We start from the raw sequence: 25481 nt of genomic DNA, 5'->3' as shown, positions 1-25481 counted from the left end.
AAAACTTGGACGAGGTGGCAGTTCCGAGCGGGGGCGGGCCCTGCGAGTGCGCGAATCCGCCGTCTCGCACAATTCAAGAACTTAATGACCACAAATATTGGATTGTGGCTCAGACCACCATACTTCTTGAATACCTTCTACCGGCCGTGGCACATGCGCGGCACGCGAAGCATCAATGACTTACACCTGGAAGGAGAGCGTCATGGCCCAGTCCGCAGCGAAGAAGCCGTGGTACAAAGACGGCACGCACATGCTCTACGTCTCCGTCGTCGTGGCGGTAATTGCCGGAGCCCTCGTCGGTCTCATAGCCCCTGAATTCGGGAAGGCTCTGAAACCCATTGGAACGGGATTCGTCTCCCTCATCACGATGATGATCTCGCCGGTCATCTTCTGCACGATCGTGCTCGGCGTCGGTTCGATCGCCAAAGCCGCGACGGTCGGCAAAGTCGGTGGCCTGGCGATCGTCTACTTCTTGATCATGTCCACTTTCGCCCTTGCCATCGGTCTGATCGTGGGCAACATCCTGCACCCGGGCGAGGGACTCAACTATCAGCCCACCGGATACAAGCCCCCGGCCGACGCAGCGGGTACGGGGGAGGGCACCGGAGGCGGCACGGCCGGATTCATTCTCGGCATTATCCCGAAGTCCCTTCTTTCGTCACTGACCTCCGGCAACATCCTTCAGACACTCATGGTCGCCCTCTTGGTCGGCTTCGCGTTGCAACGGATGGGGGACACGGGCAAGCCGATCCTCAAATTCATCACCTACATGCAGGCTCTCGTATTCCGTCTGCTCATGATGATCATGTGGGTTGCCCCGCTGGGCGCCTTCGGAGCGATCGCGGCCGTCGTCGGAGCCACCGGCCTCCAAGCGGTGGGACAGATGGCCATCCTGATGCTGGGCTTCTATGTGACCTGCATTCTGTTCATCGTCGTCATCCTGGGCGCACTCTTGAAGTTCGCGACCGGAGTCAACATCCTCAAGCTCATCAAGTACCTCGCTCGCGAGTACTTGCTGATCTTCTCGACCTCGTCCTCCGAGGCCGCATTGCCTCGCCTGATCGCCAAGATGGAACACGTCGGCGTATCCAAGCCCGTCGTCGGCATCGTGGTCCCGACCGGTTATTCCTTCAACCTGGACGGCACCGCGATCTACCTGACCATGGCCTCGATATTCGTGTCCGACGCGATGGGCAAGCCTCTTCAGCTGGGCGAGCAGATTTCCCTGCTGATCTTCATGATCATCGCGTCCAAGGGTGCAGCGGGCGTTTCCGGCGCCGGCATTGCAACCCTCGCCGGAGGGCTCCAGTCCCACCGTCCCGACCTGGTGGACGGCGTCGGCATGATCGTCGGCATCGACCGCTTCATGTCCGAGGCGCGCGCACTGACCAACTTCACCGGTAACGCCGTGGCCGCGTTGCTGATGGGAAAATGGTCGCGCGAAATCGACATGGAACGAGTGCACAAGGTCCTCAACGGCGAGCTCAAATTCGACGAGTCCACCATGGGTGGGGAACTCCACGGGGACCAGCACGTGGACCATGCGGTCGCCCAAAAGTCTCCCACTAAGCAGATGCAGACCGTCCCGGAGGATTCCCCGCGCACGACGATTCAGGAACAATAAGGTTCCAGGGGTCCGCTCCTGACGAGGTGGCACTGACGCACGGTATCTGCATTCCGGACCGCGCGTGAGTGCCACCTCGACTCTTTGTGCCAACCGGAGTCGTACGTCGTGCCCACGGACGGACGCGGGTTGTAGGGTTAAGGGCAGTTATTATCCGCCCAACGATCTCGAAAAGGTGTGCGTGAGTACTCAGAACTCCGAACCAGAACTTGGCCCCACGGGGCGGCCCGTCCGCCAGTTCCCGGAACCCGCCGTCTTGGATTCACACGGTCCGGCCCGCGTCATCGCGATGGTCAATCAGAAGGGCGGTGTCGGGAAGACCACGTCGACCATCAACTTGGGTGCGGCGTTGGCAGAATTGGGCCGTCGCGTCCTCATGGTCGATTTCGACCCCCAAGGCGCGCTGTCCGCGGGATTCGGCGTGAACCCGCACGAGCTGGACACGACCATCTACAACGTGATGATGGACCGCAAGGTCGAGGTGCACGAGGCCGTGCGCACCACGGACTTCGAGAACATCGACCTGCTGCCGGCCAACATCGACTTGTCGGCCGCGGAGGTTCAGCTCGTCAACGAGGTCGCCCGCGAGCAAGTCCTCTCGAGCGCGCTCACGAAGCTCAAGGACGACTACGACGTCATCCTGATCGACTGCCAGCCCTCGCTGGGTCTTTTGACCGTCAACGCGCTGACCGCGGCCGACGGCGTGATCATTCCGCTGATCTGCGAATTCTTCGCGCTGCGCGCCGTGGCTCTACTCGTCGACTCGATCGAGAAGGTCCAAGACCGTTTGAATCCGAATCTTCAGATCGACGGTGTGCTGGCCACGATGTTCGATTCGCGCACGCTGCATTCCAAAGAGGTCATCGCCCGCATCATCGATGCCTTTGGCGACAAGGTCTTCGACACCGTGATCAAGCGGACCGTGAAGTTCCCGGACGCGACGGTTTCCGCGGAGCCGATTCTCAGTTACGCCCCGACGCACACCGGGTCGATCGCCTACCGCGAGCTCGCCAAGGAGCTCATCAGTCGAGGAGGATCTCGCTGAGACCGGCCCCCTCGAGGGTTCAGACCGACCCCGAGACGGAACAGCGCGACGTTCTTCCGGAGGGAAAATCCGGCGACGTCGTTCAGGACCCGGTGCCCGAAACATCAACGGGCACCGGGTTCGCGGTGTCCCTGGAGAATTTCGCAGGTCCTTTCGAGGTTCTGCTCTCGATGATTTCGAAGCGCGAAATGGACATCACCGAGGTCGCGATCGCTGCCGTGACGGACGAGTTCATTGGTTATGTTCGTGCCCTTCGGGATACCGGGTTGGAGAAAGCCCTCGACGAGGCGAGCGAATTCCTCGTGATCGCGGCGACCCTCCTCGATCTCAAAGCCGCGCGACTCCTTCCCGCTGGAGAGGTCGAGGACGAAGAAGACATCGCGATGCTCGAGGCACGGGACCTTCTCTTCGCCCGGCTCCTGCAGTACAAGGCTTTCAAGGACGTCTCGCACATACTGGCCGAACGTATGGAGGCCGAGAGCAGCCGTTTTCCTCGGCCAGGGGGACTCCAACCCGAATTCGCGAATCTGCTTCCGGAGCTCATTTTCACGACGACGCCTGAGCGGCTCGCGGAAATCGCCGAAAAAGCGATGCGTCCCAAAACCGAAGAATCGACCGAAGTCGGTCTGGACCACCTTCACGGTGCGCGAGTCACGGTGCGCGAAGAAGCCGAACACATCGCAGCGCACATCATGGACGGAACCCCGGCAACCTTCACGCACCTCGTCGCGGACGCCGAGGACATGCTTGTGGTGGTGGTCAGATTCCTGGCACTTCTGGAAATGTACCGTGACCGCGTCGTCGGCTTCGCCCAAGAGGGGCCACTCGAGGAACTTACCGTGAGCTGGGTCGGAACCGACTCTGAATGGAGCGCGGCCCGACTCGCGGAAGACGAATACACCGGAGAGGAGACCTCATGAGCGAACTCACAGATCACGACCCTGCGACGCCGCCCACGGATGCCCCTGAACCCGGCCGGGTGGACCTTATGCCGGGCGGAATCAAGGCAGCGGTCGAGGCGATCCTCATGGTCGCGGAGTCTTCCGTCAACGAATTCGAACTGGCCGAAGCACTGCTTGTCCCCGTAAAAAGCGTCGAACGGGCCCTGGACGAGCTCGCCCGCGATTACGACGGGTATACTGATACGTTCGTGGCCGATGTCGCCGGATCCTCCGATGACCAGGCCGACGAGCAAGCCCCCTCAACCGGAAGTCTCCGACCGAGGGAACCGCGCGGCATGGAACTGCGGCGCGTGGGCGGAGGCTGGCGCCTCTACGCCCGCACGGAATTCGCGCCGTGGGTATCGCGTTTTATCCTCGAGGGACAAACCTCCAAACTGTCGCAAGCGGCTTTGGAGACCCTTGCGGTCATCGCATATCGCCAACCGGTTTCACGCGCCAGGGTCTCATCGATTCGAGGAGTGAACGTGGACGGCGTCGTGCGGACCCTCAAAACCAGGGGGCTCGTCACGGAAGATGAGGAACGGGGGGAATCCGGTTCCATTTTATACGTGACGACTCCGATGTTTCTCGAGAAAATAGGGTTGGAGTCCTTGGAGGACCTGCCCAAGATCTCACCATATCTTCCGGACGTGGAAGACATCGGAGAGTACGAGCAGCGGCTGAAGGGCCGTTGACCAGCGGCGCCGCCGGAATCCACCGGTTGCGGCGCGAAGCTAAGAACTGCATAACCACCACCGAAAGTATGAATTATGGCCAATCGATCGACGGGACGTCAGAACACCGGCAGCAATTCCTCGCGCGGAACCTCGCGAGGACAGCAGGGGAAGCCCTCTGCGCGCGGTGGTGCGTCCAAGAACCCCAAGAACAACAAGGGCCCCAAGAGCCTCGGCCGGCCCGGTGCCGCAGGTCGCTCGCAGAAGCCGACCGTGAAATCGGGCGCCAACAAGTCGGACTCCAAGAAGTTCAAGCCGCGCAAGGGTCAGGCTGGGAAGATCTTCGCGCGTGAGCGAGGCGAGTACCGTCCCGACCACGAGTACAAGGGTCCGCACCGTCCCCGTCGTCCCCGCGCAGCGCCGGTCGACCGTTTGGACGTGTACGACCGCGAAGGTGTTCGCCTCCAGAAGCTCATGGCTCAGGCCGGCGTCGCTTCCCGGCGCGTGTGCGAAATGATGATCACTGAGGGCCGCGTCGTGGTTGACGACGAGGTCATTACGGAGCTCGGCGTCCGGGTGGATCCGCGCAAGTCGCACATCCAGGTCGACGGGGTGACCATTCAGACCGACGACTCCAAGGTCTACTACGCCTTCAACAAGCCCGAAGGCGTCATCGCAACCATGGAGGATCCGGAGGGACGGCCGTGTATTTCGGATTACCTCAATCCGCAGCGCAAGGAACGCATTTTCCATGTCGGGCGCCTTGACGTCGCGACCGAGGGCCTGCTGCTGCTGACCAACGACGGAGAGCTCGCCAACCGGCTGACACACCCCTCCTACGAAGTACCGAAGAAGTACCTCGTTCAGGTGCGAGGCCCCATGGAACATGGCGTCGGCCAAGAAATGAAGAAAGGCATTCGCCTCGAGGACGGCGTCGCCCGCGTGGACGACTTCGCGCTCGTGGATTCCACACCCGGCCACCTGCTAGTCGAGGTCACGATTCACTCGGGAAAGAACCGCATTGTGCGCCGTTTGTTCGACGCCGTCGGCCACCCCGTGGAGAAGCTCGTCCGCACCGAAATGGGGCCCGTACGCATCGGCTCCCAGAAGCAAGGCACCATCCGCAACCTGTCCAAGGTCGAAATCGGTGCACTCCTTTCCTCGGTAGGCCTGTAACCATGGGGCAGAACTCGTCTGCCACGGTCTCCGGGCCGGTCCTGGTGATCGGGTCCGGTTTGCTCGGAGCTTCCGTAGGCCTGGGCCTTTCCTTGCAGGGCATCGAGACATGGGTTTCCGATATCTCGCCGACCACGGAGGCCGTCGCCGAGGACATCGGCGCCGGCCGCTCGCTGGGCCGCCTGGTCGCTCACCTGGGGGAGGCCGCAGCGCGTGAGGAGATCAACCCGCAACTGGTCATCGTCGCGACCCCGCCCGATGTCACGGCGTCGACCGTGGCCCGAGCTCTCGCAGATTACCCGAATGCCGTGGTCGCAGATATTGCTTCCGTCAAGGAACCGATTCTTCTGGCGCTGAAGGACACGGGTGCGGACTTGAGCCGTTATATCGGCACGCATCCGATGTCCGGGCGGGAGAAGTCCGGTCCGGTCGCGGCGCGTGGTGAGCTGTTCATGTCCCGACCGTGGGTCATTTGCGAACACGACGATGTCGCCCAGGAAACCGTGCGCCTGGCTCGGGGGCTGGCCATGGACCTGGGATCGAATATCGCCTACATGGACGTTCGAGAGCACGACTCGACGGTTGCGCTGATATCCCACGTACCGCAGGTCATGTCCTCGCTATTGGCCTCTCGACTGCGTGAGACACCTCTGGAGTCGCTGAGCCTCGCCGGGCAGGGCCTCCGGGACACCACGCGCATCGCCGGTTCGGACCCCAGCCTCTGGGTTCAGATCCTGTCTGCGAATGCTCGCCCGGTCGTCGAGACCCTGTACGGCGTCCGGGAAGACCTCAACCGGCTCATCTTGACCCTTGAGGCGCCGACGGCCGAGGGCGCGCGCTTGGACATTGCGGAGCTGATGACCGAAGGCAACGACGGTGTGGCGCGGATTCCCGGCAAGCACGGCGGCGCACCCAAGGCGTTTTCGGCTCTTACGGTGCTCGTCGATGACACCCCGGGCCAGATTGCTCGGTTGCTCGCGGAGATCGGCGAAATCGGCGTGAACGTCGAAGATATGCGAATGGAGCATTCACAAGGCCAACCGGTGGGTATGGTCGAGATATCCGTGATTCCCAATGTGCGCGAAAACCTCGTTCAGGAGTTGACAGAGCGTGGCTGGAAGATCGCAGAGTGAAGATTGCAGTGCCCGGGCCCGGGCCGATGACAACCCATGGAGGACACCGTGAGCCAAGATAATCAGGAGGCCCTCGAGGAGGCCGCAGTACCCGCCGAGCCCGCGGCGTCCCAGTTCAAGCACGAGGACCAGACAGAGGCATGGAAGTCCGAACTCGTCGTGGCCGTGGACGGCCCTTCCGGGTCAGGTAAGTCTTCGGTCTCTCGCGAGGTCGCCAATCGCTTGGGACTGGCGTATTTGGATACCGGCGCGATGTATCGCGCGTTGACGTGGTGGTGCCTCGAAGCCGGCGTGGATTTGGACGATGAAGATGCCGTTGCGGAGGCCGCGAGCGACTTCCAGCTGCAGATGGGCACCGACCCGATCGTCGAGACCATTATGGTTGGCGGCACAGACATCAGGGAGTCCATCCGGGAATCGAGGGTGACCGACAAAGTATCCGCGGTGGCCAAGAACCAGAAAGCGCGCCACGCACTGATCGCGCGCCAGCGCATGGAGATCGTGGCCAACGGGCGTCGGATCGTTGCCGAGGGGCGGGACATCACGACCGTCGTTGCCCCCGATGCCTCGGTGCGGATCCTGTTGACCGCGAGCGAGGACGTCCGTATGCAACGCCGTGGCAAACAGATCGGTGCCAGTGGGGACGAGGACCGGTTGAAGCTTGAGGTTGTCCAGCGCGATGTGGCGGACTCCAAGGTCAATAATTTCACCGAAGCAGCCGACGGAGTCACCCTGGTGGACTCGACGGAGCTGAACTTCGACCAGACGGTGCAGGCAGTCATCGACGTCATCCGGACGACGGCAGAGCAGCACCACGAAGAGAACGACAAGAGCGACAACAATGACTGAGATGCACGATGAGTACGAGGAGAAGTATCTCGGCGGCTCGGGTGAAGACGATCAGGTCGAGGAATACCTCGCCAATCTGGACGACGACGAAGCCGAGAAGCGCGCGGAAGCGCTCCGAGCCGGCCTCGAAGAATACGAACTTGAGGAAGAAGACCGAAACCTGCTGCTCGATTGGGGTTTCGACGTCGGTGTGGAGCCTAGCAGCGAACCCGATCCGGTGGTTGCCATCGTGGGCCGCCCCAATGTGGGCAAGTCCACGGTGATCAACCGCATCCTCGGAAGGCGCGAGGCCGTCGTCGAGGACAAGCCGGGGGTGACACGCGACCGCGTGTCCTACAAGGCCGAGTGGAGTGGCAAGAACTTCACCCTGGTCGATACCGGTGGGTGGGAGTCCGACGCCAAGGGAATTGATGCCCAGGTCGCCGCTCAGGCGGAGATCGCCGTGGCGCATGCCGACGTCGTCGTCCTGGTGGTGGACGCCCTGGTGGGCATCACCAACATGGACGAGGCGATTGTGCAGATGCTCCGGCGCGTCAAGAAGCCGATCCTGCTTGCCGCCAACAAGATTGACGATTCCTATCAGGAGCCCGAGGCCGCTGCGTTGTGGAGCCTCGGCCTGGGGGAGCCGCACCCGATCTCCGGCGTGCACGGTCGCGGGATTGCGGACATGCTGGACGAGCTGCTCAAGATCATGCCGGAGCACTCGAAATATGCCCAACCCGAAGATTACGAGGGCCCGCGGCGCGTGGCGATCATTGGTCGACCCAACGTGGGCAAGTCGTCGTTGCTGAACAAGCTCGCGGGGGAGGTTCGGGCGGTCGTCAACGACATCGCGGGGACGACCCGTGATCCGGTGGACGAAATGATCGAGTTGGGCGGACATCCGTTCCGGTTCGTGGACACCGCGGGCATTCGACGTCGTCAGCACATGGCCAAGGGTGCGGAATTCTACGCGTCGTTGCGCACGCAGACGGCGTTGGAGCGTTCCGAGGTCGCGCTGGTCATGCTGGATGTTTCCGAACCACTCTCTGAGCAGGATGTACGGATTCTTCAGCTCGCGATCGATTCGGGACGTGCGATGGTTCTGGTCTTCAACAAATGGGACACTTTGGACGAGGACCGCCGTGACGAACTGGAACGCGAGATCGACCGCGACCTCGCCCACGTTGCCTGGGCTCCGCGGGTCAATATTTCGGCGAAGACGGGCTGGCACAAGGACAAGATGGTTCCGGCTCTGCTCAAGTCGCTGGATGCGTGGGACTCACGTATTCCGACCGGCCGGCTGAACGCTTTCCTCGGCGAGATCGTTGCTGCGCACCCGCACCCGTTGCGTGGGGGCAAGCAGCCGCGCATTCTCTTTGGAACCCAGGTATCCTCGCGGCCGCCGAAGTTCGTCCTGTTCACGACCGGGTTCTTGGACCCGGGGTACCGTCGGTTCATCATCCGCCGCCTGCGCGAAACCTTCGATTTCGAAGGCACGCCGCTGGAGATTTCGATGCGCGTGCGCGAGCGCCGGTCGCTGGGCCGGGACAGCAAAGGCGGAGGACGCCGGTAGGTTCCCTGCGGGATGTACTGCCGGTGGTCAATACCGCTGATGCTTTCTCGTGTGGACCGATACTGGATGTGCGTTCGGGCGCTCGGTCCTGTATGATGTATCGAGTGCCCGGGCGTTGTTCCGGGTAAAAATTCGGGTTGTGGCGCAGCTTGGTAGCGCACTTGACTGGGGGTCAAGGGGTCGCAGGTTCAAATCCTGTCAACCCGACGGACAAGCCCCGGAATACCAACGAAGTAGCGTTGGTGTTCCGGGGATTTTTTTCGTTTAACACGGTAAGAGTCACGGTTAAGTCACGGATTCAATCACATTATGCGCTCGGCCCGAATATATCCACGATGGCGGAACCTTCCGTGCCTTACGCGGTGCCGGGGCTGCAGCGGGGCTGCGTCGGCAGAATGTTGGTCTCCTCATCGACGGGTGTGCGTAAGGACATATCCTCGCTCGGCGATATCCGAACAGGCGTCCGGGGAATGCGCCTAGAATTTTAAACATGGCTTTCACTAGGCGAAACGGTCTCGCCGAGCAGTCACAGACTTTTCATGATGACTCGTCTGGACCTGTCTCGTCCGGGCGCACAATCTCCCCCAGGGGAAGAGGGGTCGACTCCGACCACCTCGGTAGCGGTGTCTCGATTCGGCGGCGCTCTTTCTTCGGCCTCGTCGGCGGCGTCGCCTCAATCAGTCTTCTGAACGCATGCGCCGCAGGGTCCGATGCGAAAAACAATCCCGAAGTCACCTTGGATGCTCTCAGCAAGGAGTACGAGGCCAAGATCGGCTTGTCCGTCTACGACCATTCTCGGAACAAGAGCTTCAATTACCATGGAGACGTCAAGAGTTACGAAGCCAGCGTAGTCAAGGTCCCGATCGCTCTCACCGTGATGCGGGTTGCCAAGGACCACGGCGGAAAGCTCGATCAAGAACAGCGGGACCTGGTTCAACGGTCCGTGGGGCAGTCCGACAACGACGCGACAGCCGCTCTCTTCGCCTCCTTAGCCCAGGGGCAAGAACCTGGTAGCGATGAAGCAGATACTGCTTCCTCGGGCGCGATCAATGAGACCTACGAAAAGTTGGGTGTCCAGCGGACGCGAACCAACAAGACGTGGGGAGACAACGAGACCTATGCCGAGGACCAGGTCCAGATCGCAAAGGGCCTCGTGAATCGAGTGGACTGGGTTGACAGCGACGACCTGGAATTTCTGACTTCTCTGATGACTCCCGTGGACGAGTCCCAGGGATGGGGAGTTGGATCGATGCAGTCCGCCAAAGCCGGAGACAAACACGTCAACGACGTGGACGTCAAAAACGGTTGGCTGCCGAACGATGACGGAACCTGGAACATCACATCCATGGGAGTGGTCTTTGCCGAGGATGCGACATATTCGGTTGCCGTAGTTTCGACAGGGTTCGAATCCTTCGAAGAAGGACAAAAGGTCGCGAACGAAGCCGTCAAAGCGTACTTCAATGCGTTGTAGGACGTATGCTGTGAAGCCCCCGCGTACTCACCGCCGGAATTGACGTGGGTTGCCGGGAAGCTCGGTGCAAACACGGAAGTGCGGACCCTTGGCTGCCTCCGGAACCGAGGAAGTCAGGGCACTTCACTTTTCAGTACGACGGGAACGACATCGTAGTGTGAATCACATGTCGAATAATGTGGAAGCGCCCCTGTCAGATGCGGGGGTCCAGCCTTACCTGGCGGAACTCGGGTTGTCGGGCCTGATCGATCTGCACGTTCATTTCATGCCCGATCGCGTCCAACAGAAGGTTTGGTCCTTCTTCGATCACGTCGGCCACGACGGCGGGCCAGCGTGGCCGATCAATTACCGGTATGACGATGACGAGCGTGTACGGATCCTTCGCGACATAGGCGTCACCTCGTACACCACGCTCAATTATGCCCACCGGCCAGGAATGGCGCAGTGGCTCAACGAGTACTCCGCGCAGTTCGCATCCACACACGATGACGCCATCCACTCGGGAACCTTTTACCCCGAGCCTGACGTGGAATCGGTGGTGCGGGAAAGCCTCGACAGCGGCGCTCGTATTTTCAAAATTCACATCCAAGTTGGCGGGTTTTCTGCGCTCGATCCGTACGTGAACCCGGCCTGGGGCATGGTCGCTGAGGCCGGTGCGCCGGTCGTGATTCATTGTGGTCACGGACCCCATCAGGGGAAGTACACCGGGGTGGGGCCAATCCGGGAACTGGTGAAGCGCCACCCGGACCTGATACTGATCATCGCTCACGCCGGTCTGCCGGAGTACGACGAGTTCGCCGAGCTGGCTCTGCGCAATCCCAACGTTTATTTGGACACGACCATGGTCGGGACCTCGTTCATGGAGCGCATTGCCCCGAGCCCAGCCGATTATGGCAAGACGCTGGCTGCACTGGATGGGAAAATCGTGTTGGGGACAGATTTCCCATCGATTCCGTACTCGTACAGCCATCAAATTGAGGTCCTGTATCAGTGGGATCTTGGCGAAGAGTGGATGAGAAACCTCCTGTGGGAAACTCCGCGGCGGCTGGTCGGGATCAGGTGACTCAGACCAATGTTTCTGGGCAAGCTTCCGCAGACGACGAATCGAGCCGCCCGATTCCGACTTCAGCCGCCACAGACGCACAATAGAGAGCGTGACTAATCAACGAATGCGATACGTGGCTATTGGTGACTCCTACACCGAAGGAATCGGCGACGAGCTTCCGGACGGAACCGCGAGGGGATGGGCGGACCTGGTTGCCCAAGGCATCGCGGACGTTCTCGGCGAACCCATCGAATACGCGAACCTTGCCATCAGGGGTCGCCTCATCGGCCCGATCATCGAGGAGCAGCTCGACGCCGCGCTCGCCCTCGCCCCCACGCTCATCAGCTTCAACGGCGGCGGCAACGACATCATGCGTCCGCGTGCCGACATCGAGGTCATCTCCGACCTGTACCTGGACGTCCTCGCTCGTTGCAGGGAGACGGGGTCGGACCTGCTGGTCATCTCGGGTGCTAACCCCACGAGACTCCTCCCAGCCGGGAGACTGTTCCAGGCCAGAGGCGACTCCTTGCTCAAGGGCGTCCAACAGAGGCTCGCTGAGGCCGAGGACGTCACAACCGTCATGCCGTGGCAGGACGTGGTCCTGCAGAATCCGCGGTTCTGGTCGGATGACCGCCTTCACCTCAACACCCGTGGACACCACCGTGTCGCGGCACTGACTCTCGATGGTCTGGGATATACGCCCCATCCCGAATGGTGGGACCTCCCCGGAGACGACCCCCAACGCACCACAGGCATCCGCTACTACCGCCAGTATGTAGGCCCGTGGGTCCAGCGGCGGCTCACGAAGCGTTCATCAGGGGACGGCCGTGCGGCGAAATATCCGGACTGGGTCGTCGTCGAACCGAAAACGCAACGATAAAGCCACTAGCCTGCAGATTGCACCAGAGGAAACAGCCGTGACAGAAAACAGCAACACGGGATCCTTCGCCAAATCATCGCGCCCCTTGCACTTGGGAGCGATGCTGACGGCGTCGGGGGCCCCCGACGATGAACGGGCCTGGCTGAACCCCGCCGAACCCACCGACGCATCCATTAATCCCGAATGGTACCGGCAGGTTGCGGCAACGGCTGAGGAAGGTGCCCTGGATTTTCTGTTCGTTGCGGACGCGGTTTTCGTGGATCCGGACGGCCCACCACACTACCTTTCTCGTTTCGAGCCCCTGACGCTGCTGTCCTATATCGCCGCGGCAACCTCCCACATCGGTCTGGTCGGAACCGTTTCGACTTCGTATCAGCACCCGTATAACATCGCGCGCATGATGCTGTCTCTCGACCACCTGAGCGGAGGCCGTGCCGGATGGAACGTCGTGACCTCACTGAGCGACCGCGCAGCGCGCAACTTCGGCCTGCCGGCCCAGATCGATCATGAGACCCGGTACGCCAAGGCTTCGGAAGCGATCGACGTCGTGCGGGGACTGTGGCGCAGCTACGATCCGAAGGCGCTTCCCCGGGACAGGGGGAGCGGCACTTACCTCGACAAGAGCAAGCTGCATGCGCTCCATCACCGTGGCGAATTCTTCGACGTCGCCGGGCCACTGAACATCGAGTCCTCGCCCCAAGGCGATCCAGTCATCTTCCAGGCAGGCCAGTCACCGCAAGGGCTAGCGCTCGCCGCAGGCAGCGCGGACGCGGTCTTCGTCATGCCGACCTCGCCCCAGGCGGCGCTCGCCTACCGAAAACGCCTCGCCCAAGCTAGGCCGCAAAAGTCCGCCAGTCGCCCCGAACCTCTCATCCTTGCCCGAGTGATCGTTCTGGTTACCGATGATGATGACGACGCCGACACCGCTCGTTCCGAGTACCTCGACTGGCACGGCGCAACTGCGCGGATGCGTGAACGGGTTTCGCGTGCGACGGGCCGGTCAGTCGAAGAATTCGCTACCCCAATATCTGTGGCAGAGGTCGAACAGGCTACAGCCTATGAAGGGACATGGTTAGCGGAACCGATGCGGCAGGCGGTACAGGACGGGGCCGCGATGGAGGACATCGTCATGTCCCTGATGCGGCAGACCCAGTTGATCGTCGCGGGAACACCGGGGACTGTTGCCGACGAGCTGATGAGCTGGGGCGATGCCGGCGCCGTGGACGGATTCATTCTGCAAGTCAGCGACCGGGAACAATTCCGGCGCTTCGTACACGACGTGGTTCCGCAGCTGCGTCGTCGAGGCGGGTTCCGTGACAGCTATCCGGAGCAAACCACGTTGCGGGCTGTGCTGGGGTGTAACGCAGAATAGTGCGCTGGAACGTCGGCGCACATACAGGCCCCGACGGAAAACTCGCATCCGGAGTAGGTTTAACCCTGAACTCGCGCGGTTGAACCAGACTCGATGGGAATTACCATGCACATCTTCGTTACCGGTGGAACCGGATTGATCGGATCGGCCGTCGTACCGGAACTCGTGAGCCACGGTGTAAGAGTTCTCGGTCTGGCGCGCTCTGACCGATCCGCAGAAAAGCTGACCCAGGCCGGCGCAGACGTCGTCCGCGGTGAACTCACGGACTTGGATATCTTGCGTCAGGCCGCGAAAGAGACAGACGGCGTGGTCCACCTGGCCTTCAGCAACGACTTCTCGAGCGGCGAGTCGATTGCGCAGGGGGTCGCTGAGGAAACTGCCGCACTGAAAAGCATGGCGAACGCGATGCTTGCGTCAAATAAACCGTTGGTAACCACCGCGGGAACCCCGGCTTTCCCAGGAAGACCATCGACTGAGGACGACCCCCTGCCCGCAGAAGGGCCCGTCTCCGGACGCGGACAAACGGTGAATAAACTTATTGCTCTTTCTGACCAGGGGCTTCGCAGCATATCCATACGACTTCCGCGCACGGTTCACAATGAAGGCCACGGAGGATTTGCCGGAATACTTGTCCAGGCTGCACGCGACTCCGGGATCGCAGGTTATCCGGGGGACGGTAAGCAGCGTTGGCCAGCGGTTCATGCGAAGGACGCGGCCGCCCTGTTCCGAATCGCACTCGAGAATGCGCCCGGCGGCACTGCCTGGCATGCGGTCGGGGACGAGGGCGACCGAGTCGTGGACATCGTGACCGTGATCGGGGAGCAACTGGGACTTTCAGTGAAGTCGGTTCCACCGGAGAATTTCGGTCCCCTCGGAATGATCTTCTCCCAAGATCAGCCAGCTTCGAGCGAAAAGACACGTGCCGCGCTCGGCTGGGAACCGCAGCACCCGAGCCTCCTCGAGGACCTTCGGAACCTGTGACACCGAGGCCGTAACCCACCTTCATCAACCGGCTATTGGACGGCTGCCTCCCGTTCGGGAGGGGGAGTGAAATGCCGGTTCGTGAATACTCGCTTGTCAGCGTTGGGGCACGAGCAGGACGTACCCGGTCGATAGGGTCTCGACGACATATCGACCCTTCGGGCTACGGTTGCCGATGGTTTTTCCAATTCTGTGGACAAAGGTCATCACCATAGACCGAACCGATATCGTGGAACTGTGACTTCCGCGCCCCAGAACTGTCAGACACAAACCGTCGATACAACTCTTCCCACACCGCTCGACATCCTTCGGAAAACCTTCGGATACGACGAATTCCGAGGGAATCAGGCGGCGATCATCGAGCACGTGACGAGCGGCGGCGATGCCGTCGTCCTGATGCCCACCGGCGGCGGGAAGTCGTTGTGCTATCAGATCCCCGCAATCGTTCGTCAAGGCACCGGAATTGTGGTTTCACCTCTGATCGCGTTGATGCAGGACCAAGTCGACGCACTGGCCGCGGTTGGCGTCCAAGCCGCATACCTGAACTCGACCCTGGGTCCGGAAGAAGCCAAAACCGTCGAAAACGGCTTGGTCAACGGAGAATACGACCTCGTCTACATGGCTCCGGAACGATTGCTTCAACCTCGGACGCTGGGCCTCCTCGGCCGCGTCGACGTCGGGCTCTTCGCCATCGACGAGGCTCATTGTGTTTCCCAGTGGGGCCACGATTTCCGCAAGGATTACCTCGGTCTCAGCATTTTGGCCGAGAGATTTCCCGAAGTCCCTCGGATCGCCCTCACCGCGACAGCCACTGAATCAACACACCGCGAGCTGACCCAGAACCTCAACCTCAATGACGCTCGGCATTTCGTGTCCAGTTTCGACCGGCCGAATATTCAGTATCGGATCACGGAGAAAAACAACGCCCGCCAACAGCTTCTGGACATGATCCGTGCAGAGCATGACGGCGATGCAGGCATTGTCTATTGCCTATCTCGCAAACGTGTCGAGCAAACAGCCAAGTGGTTGCGGGATCAAGGTGTCGATGCGGTTGCTTACCATGCCGGGCTCAGCGAGTCGGAACGCGCCCAGGGGCAACGCCGCTTTCTCCGGGAGGACAGCGTGGTGGTGGTCGCAACGATCGCTTTCGGTATGGGCATCGACAAGCCCGACGTGCGCTTCGTCGCCCACCTCGACCTGCCCAAATCGGTCGAAGGCTACTACCAAGAAACCGGTCGAGCGGGTCGAGACGGTCTCCCGGCAACGGCGTGGTTGGCCTATGGCCTTCAGGACGTCGTTCAACTGCGCCGGATGATCGACGATTCGGAAGGAAGCGACGAGTTCCGCAGGATCCAGCGTGGTCACCTGGACGCGATGCTTGCTCTCTGCGAGACCACGGATTGCCGCCGCGTTCAGATCCTGCGCTACTTCGGTCAGGACTCCGAAGCCTGCGCTAACTGCGACACCTGTCTCAACCCGCCGGCTTCCTGGGACGCGACCGTACCCGTGCAAAAGCTTCTTTCCACGGTGGTACGTCTTGACCGGGAACGCGACCAACGGTTCGGCGCGGGACAGATCATCGACATTCTGCGCGGAAAGGAAAACGAGAGATCCACCCGCTCCCGACACGATGAATTGTCCGTATGGGGTATTGGGTCGGACATGAGCGAATCGGCGTGGCGCACGGTCGTACGACAGCTGTTGGCCCGTGGAATCATCACGACGACGGGGGAGTACGGCACGCTGGTACTGGCCCCCGCTTCCGGACCGATTCTTCGCGGCGAGGACACGGTGACTCTGCGTTCGGCGCCCGAAAGCACGTCAAGCCGCCGCTCGTCCGGAAAGAAGACTCGAGGAGCTTCTCTCGCTGTGACCGAGCTCGACGACCTCCAGCGCGCGACTTTCGAAGCACTGCGCTCTTGGAGAACGGACCAGTCCAAGGAACAGCAAGTACCTGCCTACGTGATCTTCCCGGACGCCACGCTGATTGAAATTGCTCGGCTCTCGCCGCAGTCCCAAGGTGAGCTTCGCGGAGTGAGCGGGATCGGTGAGAAGAAGCTGGAACGCTACGGTGACGCGGTCCTCACCGTAGTTCGCAACGCCTGACCGGTGGCTGGTCCGCTGCTCCAGCCCTGGACTGGCGATGCCCCGACTGCGACGATGAACACATGAGCGAATCACAAGTACAGACCCAGACCCACGAGAAGTCCGTCGCCGCTATCGCGATCGTTAGCGCCTCGTCGCACGAACTCTACGAATTCCTCCGCGACCCGCAAAACCAAGCCGCACTGGACGGTTCCGGCATGATCCGAGCAGCCAGTCACGACCACGGTTCATCTGGCAATGCCACACAGGGGCCGCTGGAGGCAGAGGGACAGCTCTTCGTGATGGATATGCTCTGGACCGATGGCACGACCCAGTACCAGGTCGAAAACACGGTAACGCGCATTGGCGACGACGGCATTGAATGGCTGGTCGCCGACTACGGCAATGAGCCTCAGGGCTGGCGCTGGGGGTGGCGCTTCGAGAACGCCGATCGCGGCACGCGGGTTACCAATTACTGCGACTGGTCGGATATCACCGACCCCAAGGTTCTCGAAGACAAGGGCTTCCCTGTCGTCGACCCGGAGAAGATCGCTGTGACCGTTGGAAACCTCCAACAACGATTCGCCTAACCCGCGCTTCCGTCCGCGGCTCTCAGGCGGCCGGAAGCCCTCAGCGTTGCCGGCTTAGGGCCGAATCGTGGCCATTTTTGCAAGTCAGCGCGATGAGGTGCCTACACGGTTGCCTCTAGTTCCAGCAAGGCCGCCTTCGCGTCAAGCCCGCCGACGTAACCACCCAGGGAACCGTCCGTGCGGAGAACCCGGTGGCACGGCACGACGACGGGCAACGGGTTGGTCGCGCAGGCCGACCCCACCGCTCGGACCGCATGGGGATTACCGACCTGTTCCGCCAATTCCTTGTAACTGACGGTCTGCCCGAATCCGATCTTCGGCAGATATTCCTGGACAGAACCGCGGAAACCTCGGGAAAGACGCCGATCCAGCGGCAGTCCGAAGCTCGTGCGGTGCCCCGAGAAGTATTCTTCGAGTTCCCGCGCAGCGGTGTCCAACTCGTCGGGGGATTCGATAATCCTGGGGCTGATGCTGTCGGCGAGCTGTTGGAGAACGGCATCGAAATCCTCACGCTCAAAAGCTATGCGTATCAACCCAGTATTTGTCGAGGCGAGCATCAGCTTCCCCAAGGGCGTGTCCAGCGTTCGGTAGGAAATGTCCCGGGCCTCATTTTCTGATGCCTTTTGCTCAAAGCGCCGGTGCAATTCCGTCATCTTCTTTCTGCTGACCGGAAAGTATTCGCGGTTCGGTATCTCTGTCGATTTCATGGTGTGCCTCCCGCACGTTATTCCTGGGGAACAGGGCCATCCCCGTCTCTGCTCAATATCCTGAGCCGAAGTTTTCGTATCCCGTCCGATGACGCTCTGCGCACTGCCTCCGGTGTCCCGCCGATGACACGTGCGACCTCATCGTGGGGCAGCCCACCGAGGTGGTGATAGGCCACCGCGAGTCGCTGGCGCTCCGGCAGGTCGTCCACGGCCTTCCACACCATGGCGTTGCGCTCCCTGGCCAACGCAAGATCGGCGGGGTCTGGGGCCGTCTCGGGTCCGACCGCAGTATTGTGTGGACTGGTCGCTTCTGGGGTGCTGGCCATAGGTTCGGCGCGACGCGCGGCCGACCGGAGAACGTCGATCGACTTGCGCTGCGCGACCCGAACGAGCCAAGCCTCAACGTTGGTGTCCTCTGCAAGAGCGTCCCATCCCTCGAGGACCGCCACAAAAGTCTCCGCCCAAGCATCTTCCGCGTCGGGCCCGGCGCCGAGGACGGCTCGACACATCCGCCACACGGTAGGGCCGTGCCGCTGGACAATCGCTTCGAACGGTGTTTTTTGTTTCATCACTCAGTAGTCGCGTCTCATCGGTTGGAAGTGAGGCTGAATGCGAAAAAAATTTTGATCAGCCTGCTTCCCATATATACCGCCGAATCCCGAGCTTTCTGGCGCTTTTTCGTGTTGACTGTCACAACCCCCCAATCTACCGTCTACAGGGACATTGAAAGCCGCCCGAGAGCGGAAATGCTCTATGACAAAGCATCGGACAAAAATGGCACATGAACCGACGAATCATATTCACGCAAGCCGTACTAGCGTCAGTGATCCTTCGACTGCTCCTGCGCCCGTGGAGCCGGACCTGAAGACTGTTCGCAAAGCGGTGGGTGCATCCGCGATCGGGAATGCCACGGAGTGGTTCGACTACGGGCTCTACGCGGTATCGACGGCTTACCTGAGTCAACACTTCTTCCCCGGGGACAACGGGCAACTGTGGACGCTTTCGCTTCTGGCATTGTCCTTCATCATGCGTCCCATCGGCGGCATGGTGTGGGGCCCGATCGGTGACAAGCTCGGACGCAAGGGCGTTCTGGCCATCACGATCGTGCTCATGGCCGGCGCGACGTTCTTCATCGGCGTGCTACCTGACGTCAACACCATCGGCGTATTTGCCCCAATCCTGCTGGCGTTCCTCCGTGTGGTGCAGGGCTTCTCATCCGGCGGTGAATACGGCGGCGCCGCAACCTTCATGGCCGAGTACGCCCCGGACAAACGCCGCGGCTTCTACGGAAGCTTTCTCGAATTCGGCACTCTCGCCGGTTTCGCGTTCGGTTCCCTGATCGTCCTGATCGGCGAGCTGACTCTTGGCAACGAAGCCATGATGGCTTGGGGTTGGCGCATTCCGTTTCTCGTCGCCGGTCCGCTCGGTCTGATTGGGTGGTACCTGCGGTCCAAACTCTCGGAGTCTCCGATCTTCGAGGAACTCGAAGACACCCAACGAGAGAGCAGCGTCGGCGGCGGTATCCGAGATCTCTTTGCGAACCACTTCGGCCAAATGGCCATCGTGTTCGGTCTCGTGGTCGCGGTGAACGTCGTCAACTACACGTTGCTGACGTACATGCCGACGTATCTCGAGAGCACAGTGGGAATGGAAAGCTCCACAACGCTCACGGTCATGTTCATAGCCCAGTTCGCGATGATGCTGGTGATGCCTCTGGGCGGTGCGCTGTCCGACAAAGTGGGCAGAAAACCCATGTGGTTCACCTCGATGATCGCTCTCTTCGTTCTTTCGGTTCCGATGTACATGCTGATGGCCAAGGGCTTCTGGTTTGCTCTGCTCGGATTCGCCGTCCTGGGTCTGTTGTACATCCCGCAGCTGAGTACGATCTCCGCGACTTTCCCGGCCATGTTCCCGGCGCCGGTCCGCTACGCGGGATTCGCGATCTCGTACAACGTGTCCACGATGATCTTCGGTGGCACATCACCCATGGTCAACGAGGCTTTGATCGGTGCAACGGGCAATGACCTTGTCCCGGCGTTCTACATGATGGGAGCCTGCCTCATCGGTTTGATCGCGACGCTGTTCATGAAGGAGACTAAGGGAGCTTCCTTGCGCGGGACCGAGGTGCCTGAAACGGGAAAGGTCCCGGTCTTCCAACCGCTCTCGGACGCCGCACGTTAGGCCCGCAATTGACGGTCGGGGAACATGCCCCTCGGCACCAACCAGAGATAGCCGATCATTCCCAGCAGCTCGATCATGGACTGCATGATCACGACGACAGCCGTCAGCTCCCAGCCGGAGGGTAGGGCCAGCGCGAGTGGCAGAACCACGAAGGAGTTCCGCGTGCCGTAGGTGAAAGCCAACGTTCGCGCGGGCTCCTTCGGCAGTTTGAAGAGCACCGACATGCACTTGGCGAGAGCGAGTGCGATAGCCAAGTACAGGACATATATCCCGCCGACTCGCGGCAATAGCTCAAGGGAACGTACGACGGCACCCGCATGAGACGTCATGACCAGGAGAATCACCAGCCCCAGAGTAGGTACGGGGAACCAGCCGAGAATCTCGACCCAACGTGAGGATCCATTCGCCGCAAGGCCATGACGTCGGTGGCGCGTGAGCCAGGAGTCCGTGGTTGCCGCCAAAGCGAGCGGGACAAGGATCAGCGCCGCTGCTGGCACCATGTGGCGCGCACCCACCGAGGCGCCGAATGTGTGATCCGCGAAGACTCGCAGATATACCGGCAGAAGCACCAACTGGACCACCATATTCAGCGGCGCCAGTGCCGTTGCCTTCGCCGTGTCGCCCCGCCCCAAATGCGTGAAAGTGATGAACCAGTCCGTGCATGGGGCGACCAGAGTCATGAGGATACCCAGGCGAATCGCCGGGGAGTCCGGGGCCCACTGCACGAGGCCCCACGCCACGAGCGGTATTACCAGAAAATTCCCGATCAACGACGCAATCAGGAACCCGCGGTTCCGAAACGTTTTGGGTATCGCCGCGAGCGGCACCTGAGTAAACGTCGCGTACATCAAGAGCGCCAGCGCCGGCCATACGAGCGCCTCCGTGACCGCCGCACCACTCGGCAGGGCACTGCCGATTCCCAAGCCTGCGGCCGCGCTGAGAAGGTATACCCAGACCTGGTTCCTCTCCAGTGAGCCCCTGAGAGGATGAGCTCTATTCATGGTCGCTTTCGTCAGCCTGCTCCGCGCCGTGAGTGTGGAATTTGGCCCCTTCGCGGTTGAAAATGCTGATGACCTCGGCTGGCCGGGAGCCGGCCGCAGAGACGCTGTGCGGGATCGTTGTGTCGAATTCGGCGGCCTCCCCCGAAGCGAGGACCAACTCTTCATCGCCGAGAAGCAATTGGATCTTGCCGGAGACCACGTACAGCCATTCGAAACCGGGGTGAACCCCTTGCTCGGGCGCCTTCTTGCGCGGAGGGTATGTCATTTTATAGGTGTGAACGGGGGAGGACTCCGGGGCAAGGGGCACGATCAGGATGCCGTTTCGCCGGTAGGCCTGCCGACGAACCCGCGGATCCGGTGCACGCTCCCTCACGAGCTCGTCGATGCTGATGCCGAGCTGCCGTGTGAGCGGCAACAACAGTTCCAGACTAGATTGACGCTTTCCCGATTCCAGCCGGGAAAGAGTACTCACCGACATGCCCGCTCGCTCGGCCAGCTCTTCCAAAGTCCAGTTCAGCCGCTGGCGCGCTGCCCGCAAACGAGGACCGACCTGCGACAATTGTTCGTTCACCATGCCCCTCCTTGCCATTTCTGCAAATTAGTTTGCCATAATTAATGCTGAGGATCTAGCGTCTATGACATGGAAAATAATTGGGATGTCATCATTGTCGGTGGAGGAACGGCGGGCCTGAGTGCAGCGCTCATGCTGGGGAGAGCACGCCGCCGTACTCTCGTTATCGACGACGCGCTGCCGCGCAGCCGATTCGCGGCACACATGCACGGAGTACTCGGGCACGAAGGAAAAGACCCGGCCGATCTCATCCGTGAGGGTAGATCAGAAGCGGCAGGCTACGGCGTCGTATTCGAGGACGCCCGAGTGACACAGGTCGAAGAAATGCAGCGCGGTTACCTAGTGACCGACGCCGAAGGGGCGCAGCGCACGGCCCGTGGCGTCATCGTGGCCACCGGAGTGACGGACGTTCTCCCGGAAATCCCGGGACTTGCCGAGCGGTGGGGTGTCAGCGTCCTCCACTGTCCCTATTGCCACGGCTGGGAATTCGGTGATCGCCGGCTCGGCCTGCTCGCGATGAGCCCCATGGATCTGCACCGAGCTGAGCTGGTGCGGCAGTGGTCGGAGGACCTCACCGTATTCAGCGCAGGAATCTCGGAGATCGATGCGGCGACTCGGATTCGTCTGGAATCACGAGGAATCAGCCTGATCGAGGACCCGGTTCTCGGAATCGACGGCCCAGGGCAGAGCATTTCCGAGGTTCGCACCGATCAAGGCGTCCACCTCATCGACGCTCTGTTCGCGGGAGGAAAAATGGACCCCCACGACGATTTCCTGGCGCCGCTCGGACTCGACCGTTCGGAGGGGCCTATGGGTTCTTTCCTGACCGTCGATCAGTTCGGGGCCACGAGCCTGCCGGGGATGTGGGCTATCGGAAACGTCGTGAGCCCAGCCCTGACCGTTCCGGGCTGCATGGGCGCAGGCGCGCTGACCGGTGGCATGGTCAATATGTACTTGGTCGGCCAGGACTTCGATGACGCGCTTCTTGCCCAACCAAAGAAATTCTGGGAGAACCGATACTCGTCCGAGGACAAGATCTGGTCCGGGAACCCCAATGCGACACTCGTCGACGCCGTTGGGGGCCTCCCGCCCGGCCGCGCCGTGGATCTGGGGTGTGGGGAAGGAGCCGACGTGCTGTGGCTGGCTGAGCAGGGCTGGCACGCGACCGGCATCGACATTTCCGATACGGCCGTACGTCGCGCTCAAGATGCGGCCCTGGCCGCCGGCCTGCAGGACCACGCGACCTTCCTCGCCGAAGACCTTTCGCAGTGGAACCCCGAGGAGGAGTTCGATCTGGTCACGGGCAGCTTTTTGCAGTCGCCGGTGGAACTTGACCGCATCGCGATTCTTCGGAAGGCCAGCGAACTCGTCGCGCCGGGCGGCCGGATGTGCATCATTTCGCACGCGGCCCCGCCGCCGTGGGCCACCGGCCATCAGCAGCATGATTTCCCGGATCCCGCGGAAGACGTCCGCGCTTTGGCGCTGGGCCAGGAATGGGAGACCGACCTCCAGGAGACGCGGAAACGCGAGGTCAAGGACCCCGAGGGCAATCCGGCCATCCTGGAGGATTCGGTCCTGCTGTTGCGGAAGAAGGCCTAGATCCTGTCATCCTTCGGAATGATGATCCAAGCGACCAGGTAGAAGATCGCCTGCGGCCCCGGAATGAGGAAGGACAGGAGGAAGAGGAAACGTACCCAACTGGGACTCCAATCGAGTGCCTCGGCAATTCCTCCGCAGACGCCCGCGATGATTTTGTGATTGCGTGATCTCTTAAGTGCCATGCCTCTACGGTAAAAAAGACAGCGCACTCCGCACAGTGGGGCAGGCACTACCTTTCCCGGTAGAGCTCGGTCGGACCGGTGTGTTCACTGCAATTTGAGCTTGCGATACCGGCTGATCGCGCCGTGTATCTCCTGCGGACGAGGCATCGCCAGGTCGCCGCGCGGTCGGTCCTTTCCTGTCAGAACGTCCAGCCCGCGCTCGCGAAGACGGCGCCAAATACGTTCGACCACCTGGTTCATCTCGAGGGTTCCGTCGAGCTCTCGGGACACTGACTCGATGCACTGTGCGATCGCATTGGTCTGCGACGGATCGACCAGCTGCCCGAGGTAGGCGACATCGATGTCCTCACGACCCAGCTGGATCGAACCAAGTCCCCGACCTCGTGCACTTTTCTTCTTGTCCGCAGGGTTGAGTGTTCCGGAGGCAGGTACGCGGCCCGCAGAGCGAGCGAAAACCCCTCGCTGCGGCGCGTGATCCTCATCGTTGTCTGGCGTGAAATCCGAGGCGATCCTGTGCGCTTTGTCCGTGACGTCCGACGGAACATACGCGTCCATGGCGATCACGTGATCCGCGACGCCGAAAAAAGCACCTGTGCCGCCGGCAACCAAAATCGTCGAGGTATCGCGCTCCGCCAGGAGCGGCCGGACGCGTTCGACGAACGGGGTGATCGGTTCGGATCCCGCAGGAATCAGTTCACGCATCGCCGGATCCCGGATCATGAAGTTGGTGGCCGAGGTGTCTTCGTCGATGAGCAACAAGGACGTGCCGATCTCCAAGGACTCGGCGAGATTCGCCGCCTGCGACGTCGAACCCGATGCATTCGTGGTCGTGAACCGCGAGGTGTCGGTTCCCGACGGCAAATTGGATATGAACGGGGAAATATCCACCCCCGTGACGGCGCGACCGTCCTCGGCACGGATACTCATCGCGTCCGGAACGGTCAGGACCCATTCCCGGCCGTCCCCGGCGACGTGAGGGTACACGCCGCGTTCCATCGCGCGCAGGAGAGTCGATTTGCCGTGGTACCCACCGCCCACGATCACGGTGATGCCTCGCGGTACGCCCATGCCTGTCACGGTGCGGCCGCTCGGTAGGTAGAACTCCTGACGCAGTCCTTCGGGGGAACGGAACCGAACGGCGTCGCGCAACGGCAGGTCGGAATCGCCCGACGCCCGGGGCAGCACAGCGCCTTCCCCCACGAAGGAAACCAGATCGCGCTCGCGCAACTCGGACTGAATGGCCAGCTGGTCGAGGTACAACTTGATGTGCTCTTCCAGCGCATCGACGTCCAGCCCGTCCAGAAGTGCGGAATTCTGAAGGAGCTCCGGAAGATCATCGGCTAGCAGATGCGCAGCGGCCCGCCCCTTGATCCGGCGCCCTCCGGCCGGTAACGCGATGTTCAGGCGAACCTGAATCTCTTCGCGCCCCACCACGACACTCGTTCGTTCGAGAACCTCCTGGCCGGGCTTGGTGATGTTGATTCCTCGATACGCGCAGCCGCAAAGGGCCTTGCTCAGATTGCGTGCCACGAAATCCGCGGCAGCGATGCGCTGTTCGGGCTTTCCCTCCAGTCGCCCTGACATGGAGGTCCCTTCAAGAGGTAGAACCGCCCGGACGGCGCTCGGTGGCGCGTACGGATCGGATTGAACGTGATCCACGACGAGGTCGAATGCTCCGAAATCATAGGTGCCTTTGATGCGTTTGTAGGCACCGTATCCGTTGCCGTCCAGTCGCTGAAGGGTAGACCTGAGGTCCTGTTTGGTGGGGTTCATTGAGAGCTTATTCGGGTCGGGGACATCAGTGTCTGGAAGTATAGTC

The 25481-nt window shown here is 61.4% G+C and carries 23 protein-coding genes and 1 tRNA gene; 18 read left to right on the top strand and 6 right to left on the bottom strand.

The window, feature by feature from the left end; genetic code table 11:
• Positions 1–202: 202 nt before the first annotated feature.
• From EWR20_RS12480 to EWR20_RS12405, 16 genes are all read left to right on the top strand, one after another.
• The gene (locus EWR20_RS12480; RefSeq protein WP_129361007.1) at positions 203–1624 is read left to right on the top strand and encodes a cation:dicarboxylate symporter family transporter; all 1422 of its coding nucleotides are present in this window, start codon (positions 203–205) and stop codon (positions 1622–1624) included.
• 181 nt (positions 1625–1805) lie between these two features.
• Positions 1806–2669 carry a ParA family protein gene (locus EWR20_RS12475; RefSeq protein ID WP_366150746.1) on the top strand — a complete coding sequence of 288 codons (864 nt, stop codon included), beginning with the start codon at positions 1806–1808 and terminating at the stop codon, positions 2667–2669.
• 92 nt (positions 2670–2761) lie between these two features.
• Positions 2762–3589: a segregation and condensation protein A gene (locus EWR20_RS12470; RefSeq protein WP_238147750.1), complete on the top strand. Its 828-nt coding sequence runs from the start codon at positions 2762–2764 to the stop codon at positions 3587–3589.
• Positions 3586–4305, top strand: coding sequence for an SMC-Scp complex subunit ScpB (gene scpB / locus EWR20_RS12465; protein ID WP_129361005.1), 720 nt, complete (start codon positions 3586–3588; stop codon positions 4303–4305). The genes EWR20_RS12470 and scpB overlap by 4 nt, the downstream gene beginning before the upstream one ends.
• A gap of 75 nt (positions 4306–4380) precedes the next feature.
• Positions 4381–5460: a pseudouridine synthase gene (locus EWR20_RS12460; RefSeq protein ID WP_129361004.1), complete on the top strand. Its 1080-nt coding sequence runs from the start codon at positions 4381–4383 to the stop codon at positions 5458–5460.
• A gap of 2 nt (positions 5461–5462) precedes the next feature.
• Entirely contained in the window at positions 5463–6593 is a 1131-nt protein-coding gene (locus EWR20_RS12455) for a prephenate dehydrogenase (RefSeq protein WP_129361003.1), read from the top strand.
• 48 nt (positions 6594–6641) lie between these two features.
• The gene (cmk, locus tag EWR20_RS12450; RefSeq protein WP_366150745.1) at positions 6642–7442 is read left to right on the top strand and encodes a (d)CMP kinase; all 801 of its coding nucleotides are present in this window, start codon (positions 6642–6644) and stop codon (positions 7440–7442) included.
• A complete protein-coding gene (gene der / locus EWR20_RS12445; RefSeq protein WP_129361001.1) occupies positions 7435–8997 on the top strand; it encodes a ribosome biogenesis GTPase Der in 1563 nt (520 codons plus the stop codon). Before cmk ends, der begins: the two co-directional genes overlap by 8 nt.
• 133 nt (positions 8998–9130) lie before the next feature.
• Positions 9131–9204, top strand: a tRNA-Pro gene (locus EWR20_RS12440).
• A 283-nt stretch (positions 9205–9487) separates the two neighbouring features.
• A complete protein-coding gene (locus EWR20_RS12435) occupies positions 9488–10468 on the top strand; it encodes a serine hydrolase (protein ID WP_129361000.1) in 981 nt (326 codons plus the stop codon).
• 166 nt (positions 10469–10634) lie between these two features.
• Positions 10635–11531, top strand: coding sequence for an amidohydrolase family protein (locus tag EWR20_RS12430; RefSeq protein WP_129360999.1), 897 nt, complete (start codon positions 10635–10637; stop codon positions 11529–11531).
• A 106-nt stretch (positions 11532–11637) separates the two neighbouring features.
• Positions 11638–12393: an SGNH/GDSL hydrolase family protein gene (locus EWR20_RS12425; protein ID WP_129361042.1), complete on the top strand. Its 756-nt coding sequence runs from the start codon at positions 11638–11640 to the stop codon at positions 12391–12393.
• A 37-nt stretch (positions 12394–12430) separates the two neighbouring features.
• A complete protein-coding gene (locus tag EWR20_RS12420) occupies positions 12431–13765 on the top strand; it encodes an NtaA/DmoA family FMN-dependent monooxygenase (protein ID WP_129360998.1) in 1335 nt (444 codons plus the stop codon).
• Between the two features lie 105 nt (positions 13766–13870).
• Positions 13871–14746 carry an SDR family oxidoreductase gene (locus tag EWR20_RS12415; RefSeq protein ID WP_129360997.1) on the top strand — a complete coding sequence of 292 codons (876 nt, stop codon included), beginning with the start codon at positions 13871–13873 and terminating at the stop codon, positions 14744–14746.
• Between the two features lie 237 nt (positions 14747–14983).
• Positions 14984–16852 (top strand): DNA helicase RecQ, encoded by a 1869-nt coding sequence (recQ, locus tag EWR20_RS12410; RefSeq protein ID WP_129360996.1) that lies wholly within the window; start codon positions 14984–14986, stop codon positions 16850–16852.
• 62 nt (positions 16853–16914) lie between these two features.
• Positions 16915–17421: an SRPBCC family protein gene (locus EWR20_RS12405; protein WP_129360995.1), complete on the top strand. Its 507-nt coding sequence runs from the start codon at positions 16915–16917 to the stop codon at positions 17419–17421.
• 101 nt (positions 17422–17522) lie between these two features.
• Here EWR20_RS12405 and EWR20_RS12400 read toward each other — a convergent pair whose 3' ends face one another.
• Together EWR20_RS12400 and EWR20_RS12395 are read right to left on the bottom strand one after the other, a co-directional pair.
• Complete coding sequence (locus tag EWR20_RS12400; RefSeq protein ID WP_129360994.1) at positions 17523–18128, bottom strand: methylated-DNA--[protein]-cysteine S-methyltransferase; 606 nt, start codon at positions 18126–18128, stop codon at positions 17523–17525.
• A gap of 17 nt (positions 18129–18145) precedes the next feature.
• Positions 18146–18697: an RNA polymerase sigma factor gene (locus EWR20_RS12395; protein ID WP_129360993.1), complete on the bottom strand. Its 552-nt coding sequence runs from the start codon at positions 18695–18697 to the stop codon at positions 18146–18148.
• A 280-nt stretch (positions 18698–18977) separates the two neighbouring features.
• Between EWR20_RS12395 and EWR20_RS12390 the strand changes: the two genes are divergently transcribed.
• On the top strand, positions 18978–20309 hold the full coding sequence (locus EWR20_RS12390) for an MFS transporter (protein WP_371811891.1): 1332 nt from the start codon (positions 18978–18980) through the stop codon (positions 20307–20309).
• Here EWR20_RS12390 and EWR20_RS12385 read toward each other — a convergent pair.
• Positions 20306–21310: an arsenic resistance protein gene (locus EWR20_RS12385; protein ID WP_129360991.1), complete on the bottom strand. Its 1005-nt coding sequence runs from the start codon at positions 21308–21310 to the stop codon at positions 20306–20308. The genes EWR20_RS12390 and EWR20_RS12385 overlap by 4 nt on opposite strands.
• On the bottom strand, positions 21303–21884 hold the full coding sequence (locus EWR20_RS12380; RefSeq protein ID WP_371811890.1) for a helix-turn-helix domain-containing protein: 582 nt from the start codon (positions 21882–21884) through the stop codon (positions 21303–21305). Before EWR20_RS12380 ends, EWR20_RS12385 begins: the two co-directional genes overlap by 8 nt.
• Positions 21885–21950: 66 nt before the next feature.
• On the opposite strand from EWR20_RS12380, the gene EWR20_RS12375 reads away from it, so the two are divergent.
• Positions 21951–23480, top strand: a complete 1530-nt coding sequence (locus EWR20_RS12375; RefSeq protein WP_129360990.1) for a bifunctional NAD(P)/FAD-dependent oxidoreductase/class I SAM-dependent methyltransferase — start codon at positions 21951–21953, stop codon at positions 23478–23480.
• Here EWR20_RS12375 and EWR20_RS12370 read toward each other — a convergent pair.
• Entirely contained in the window at positions 23477–23662 is a 186-nt protein-coding gene (locus EWR20_RS12370) for a PspC domain-containing protein (RefSeq protein ID WP_129360989.1), read from the bottom strand. The two genes, EWR20_RS12375 and EWR20_RS12370, sit on opposite strands and share 4 nt — an antisense overlap.
• A gap of 84 nt (positions 23663–23746) precedes the next feature.
• Positions 23747–25435 carry an ABC-ATPase domain-containing protein gene (locus EWR20_RS12365; protein WP_129360988.1) on the bottom strand — a complete coding sequence of 563 codons (1689 nt, stop codon included), beginning with the start codon at positions 25433–25435 and terminating at the stop codon, positions 23747–23749.
• Positions 25436–25481 lie beyond the last annotated feature (46 nt).

The organism is Rothia uropygioeca, assembly GCF_004136585.1.
Lineage (GTDB): Bacteria > Actinomycetota > Actinomycetes > Actinomycetales > Micrococcaceae > Rothia.
Note: the sequence above shows the minus strand (reverse complement) of the source record. Positions and strands in the feature narration are given on the sequence as shown.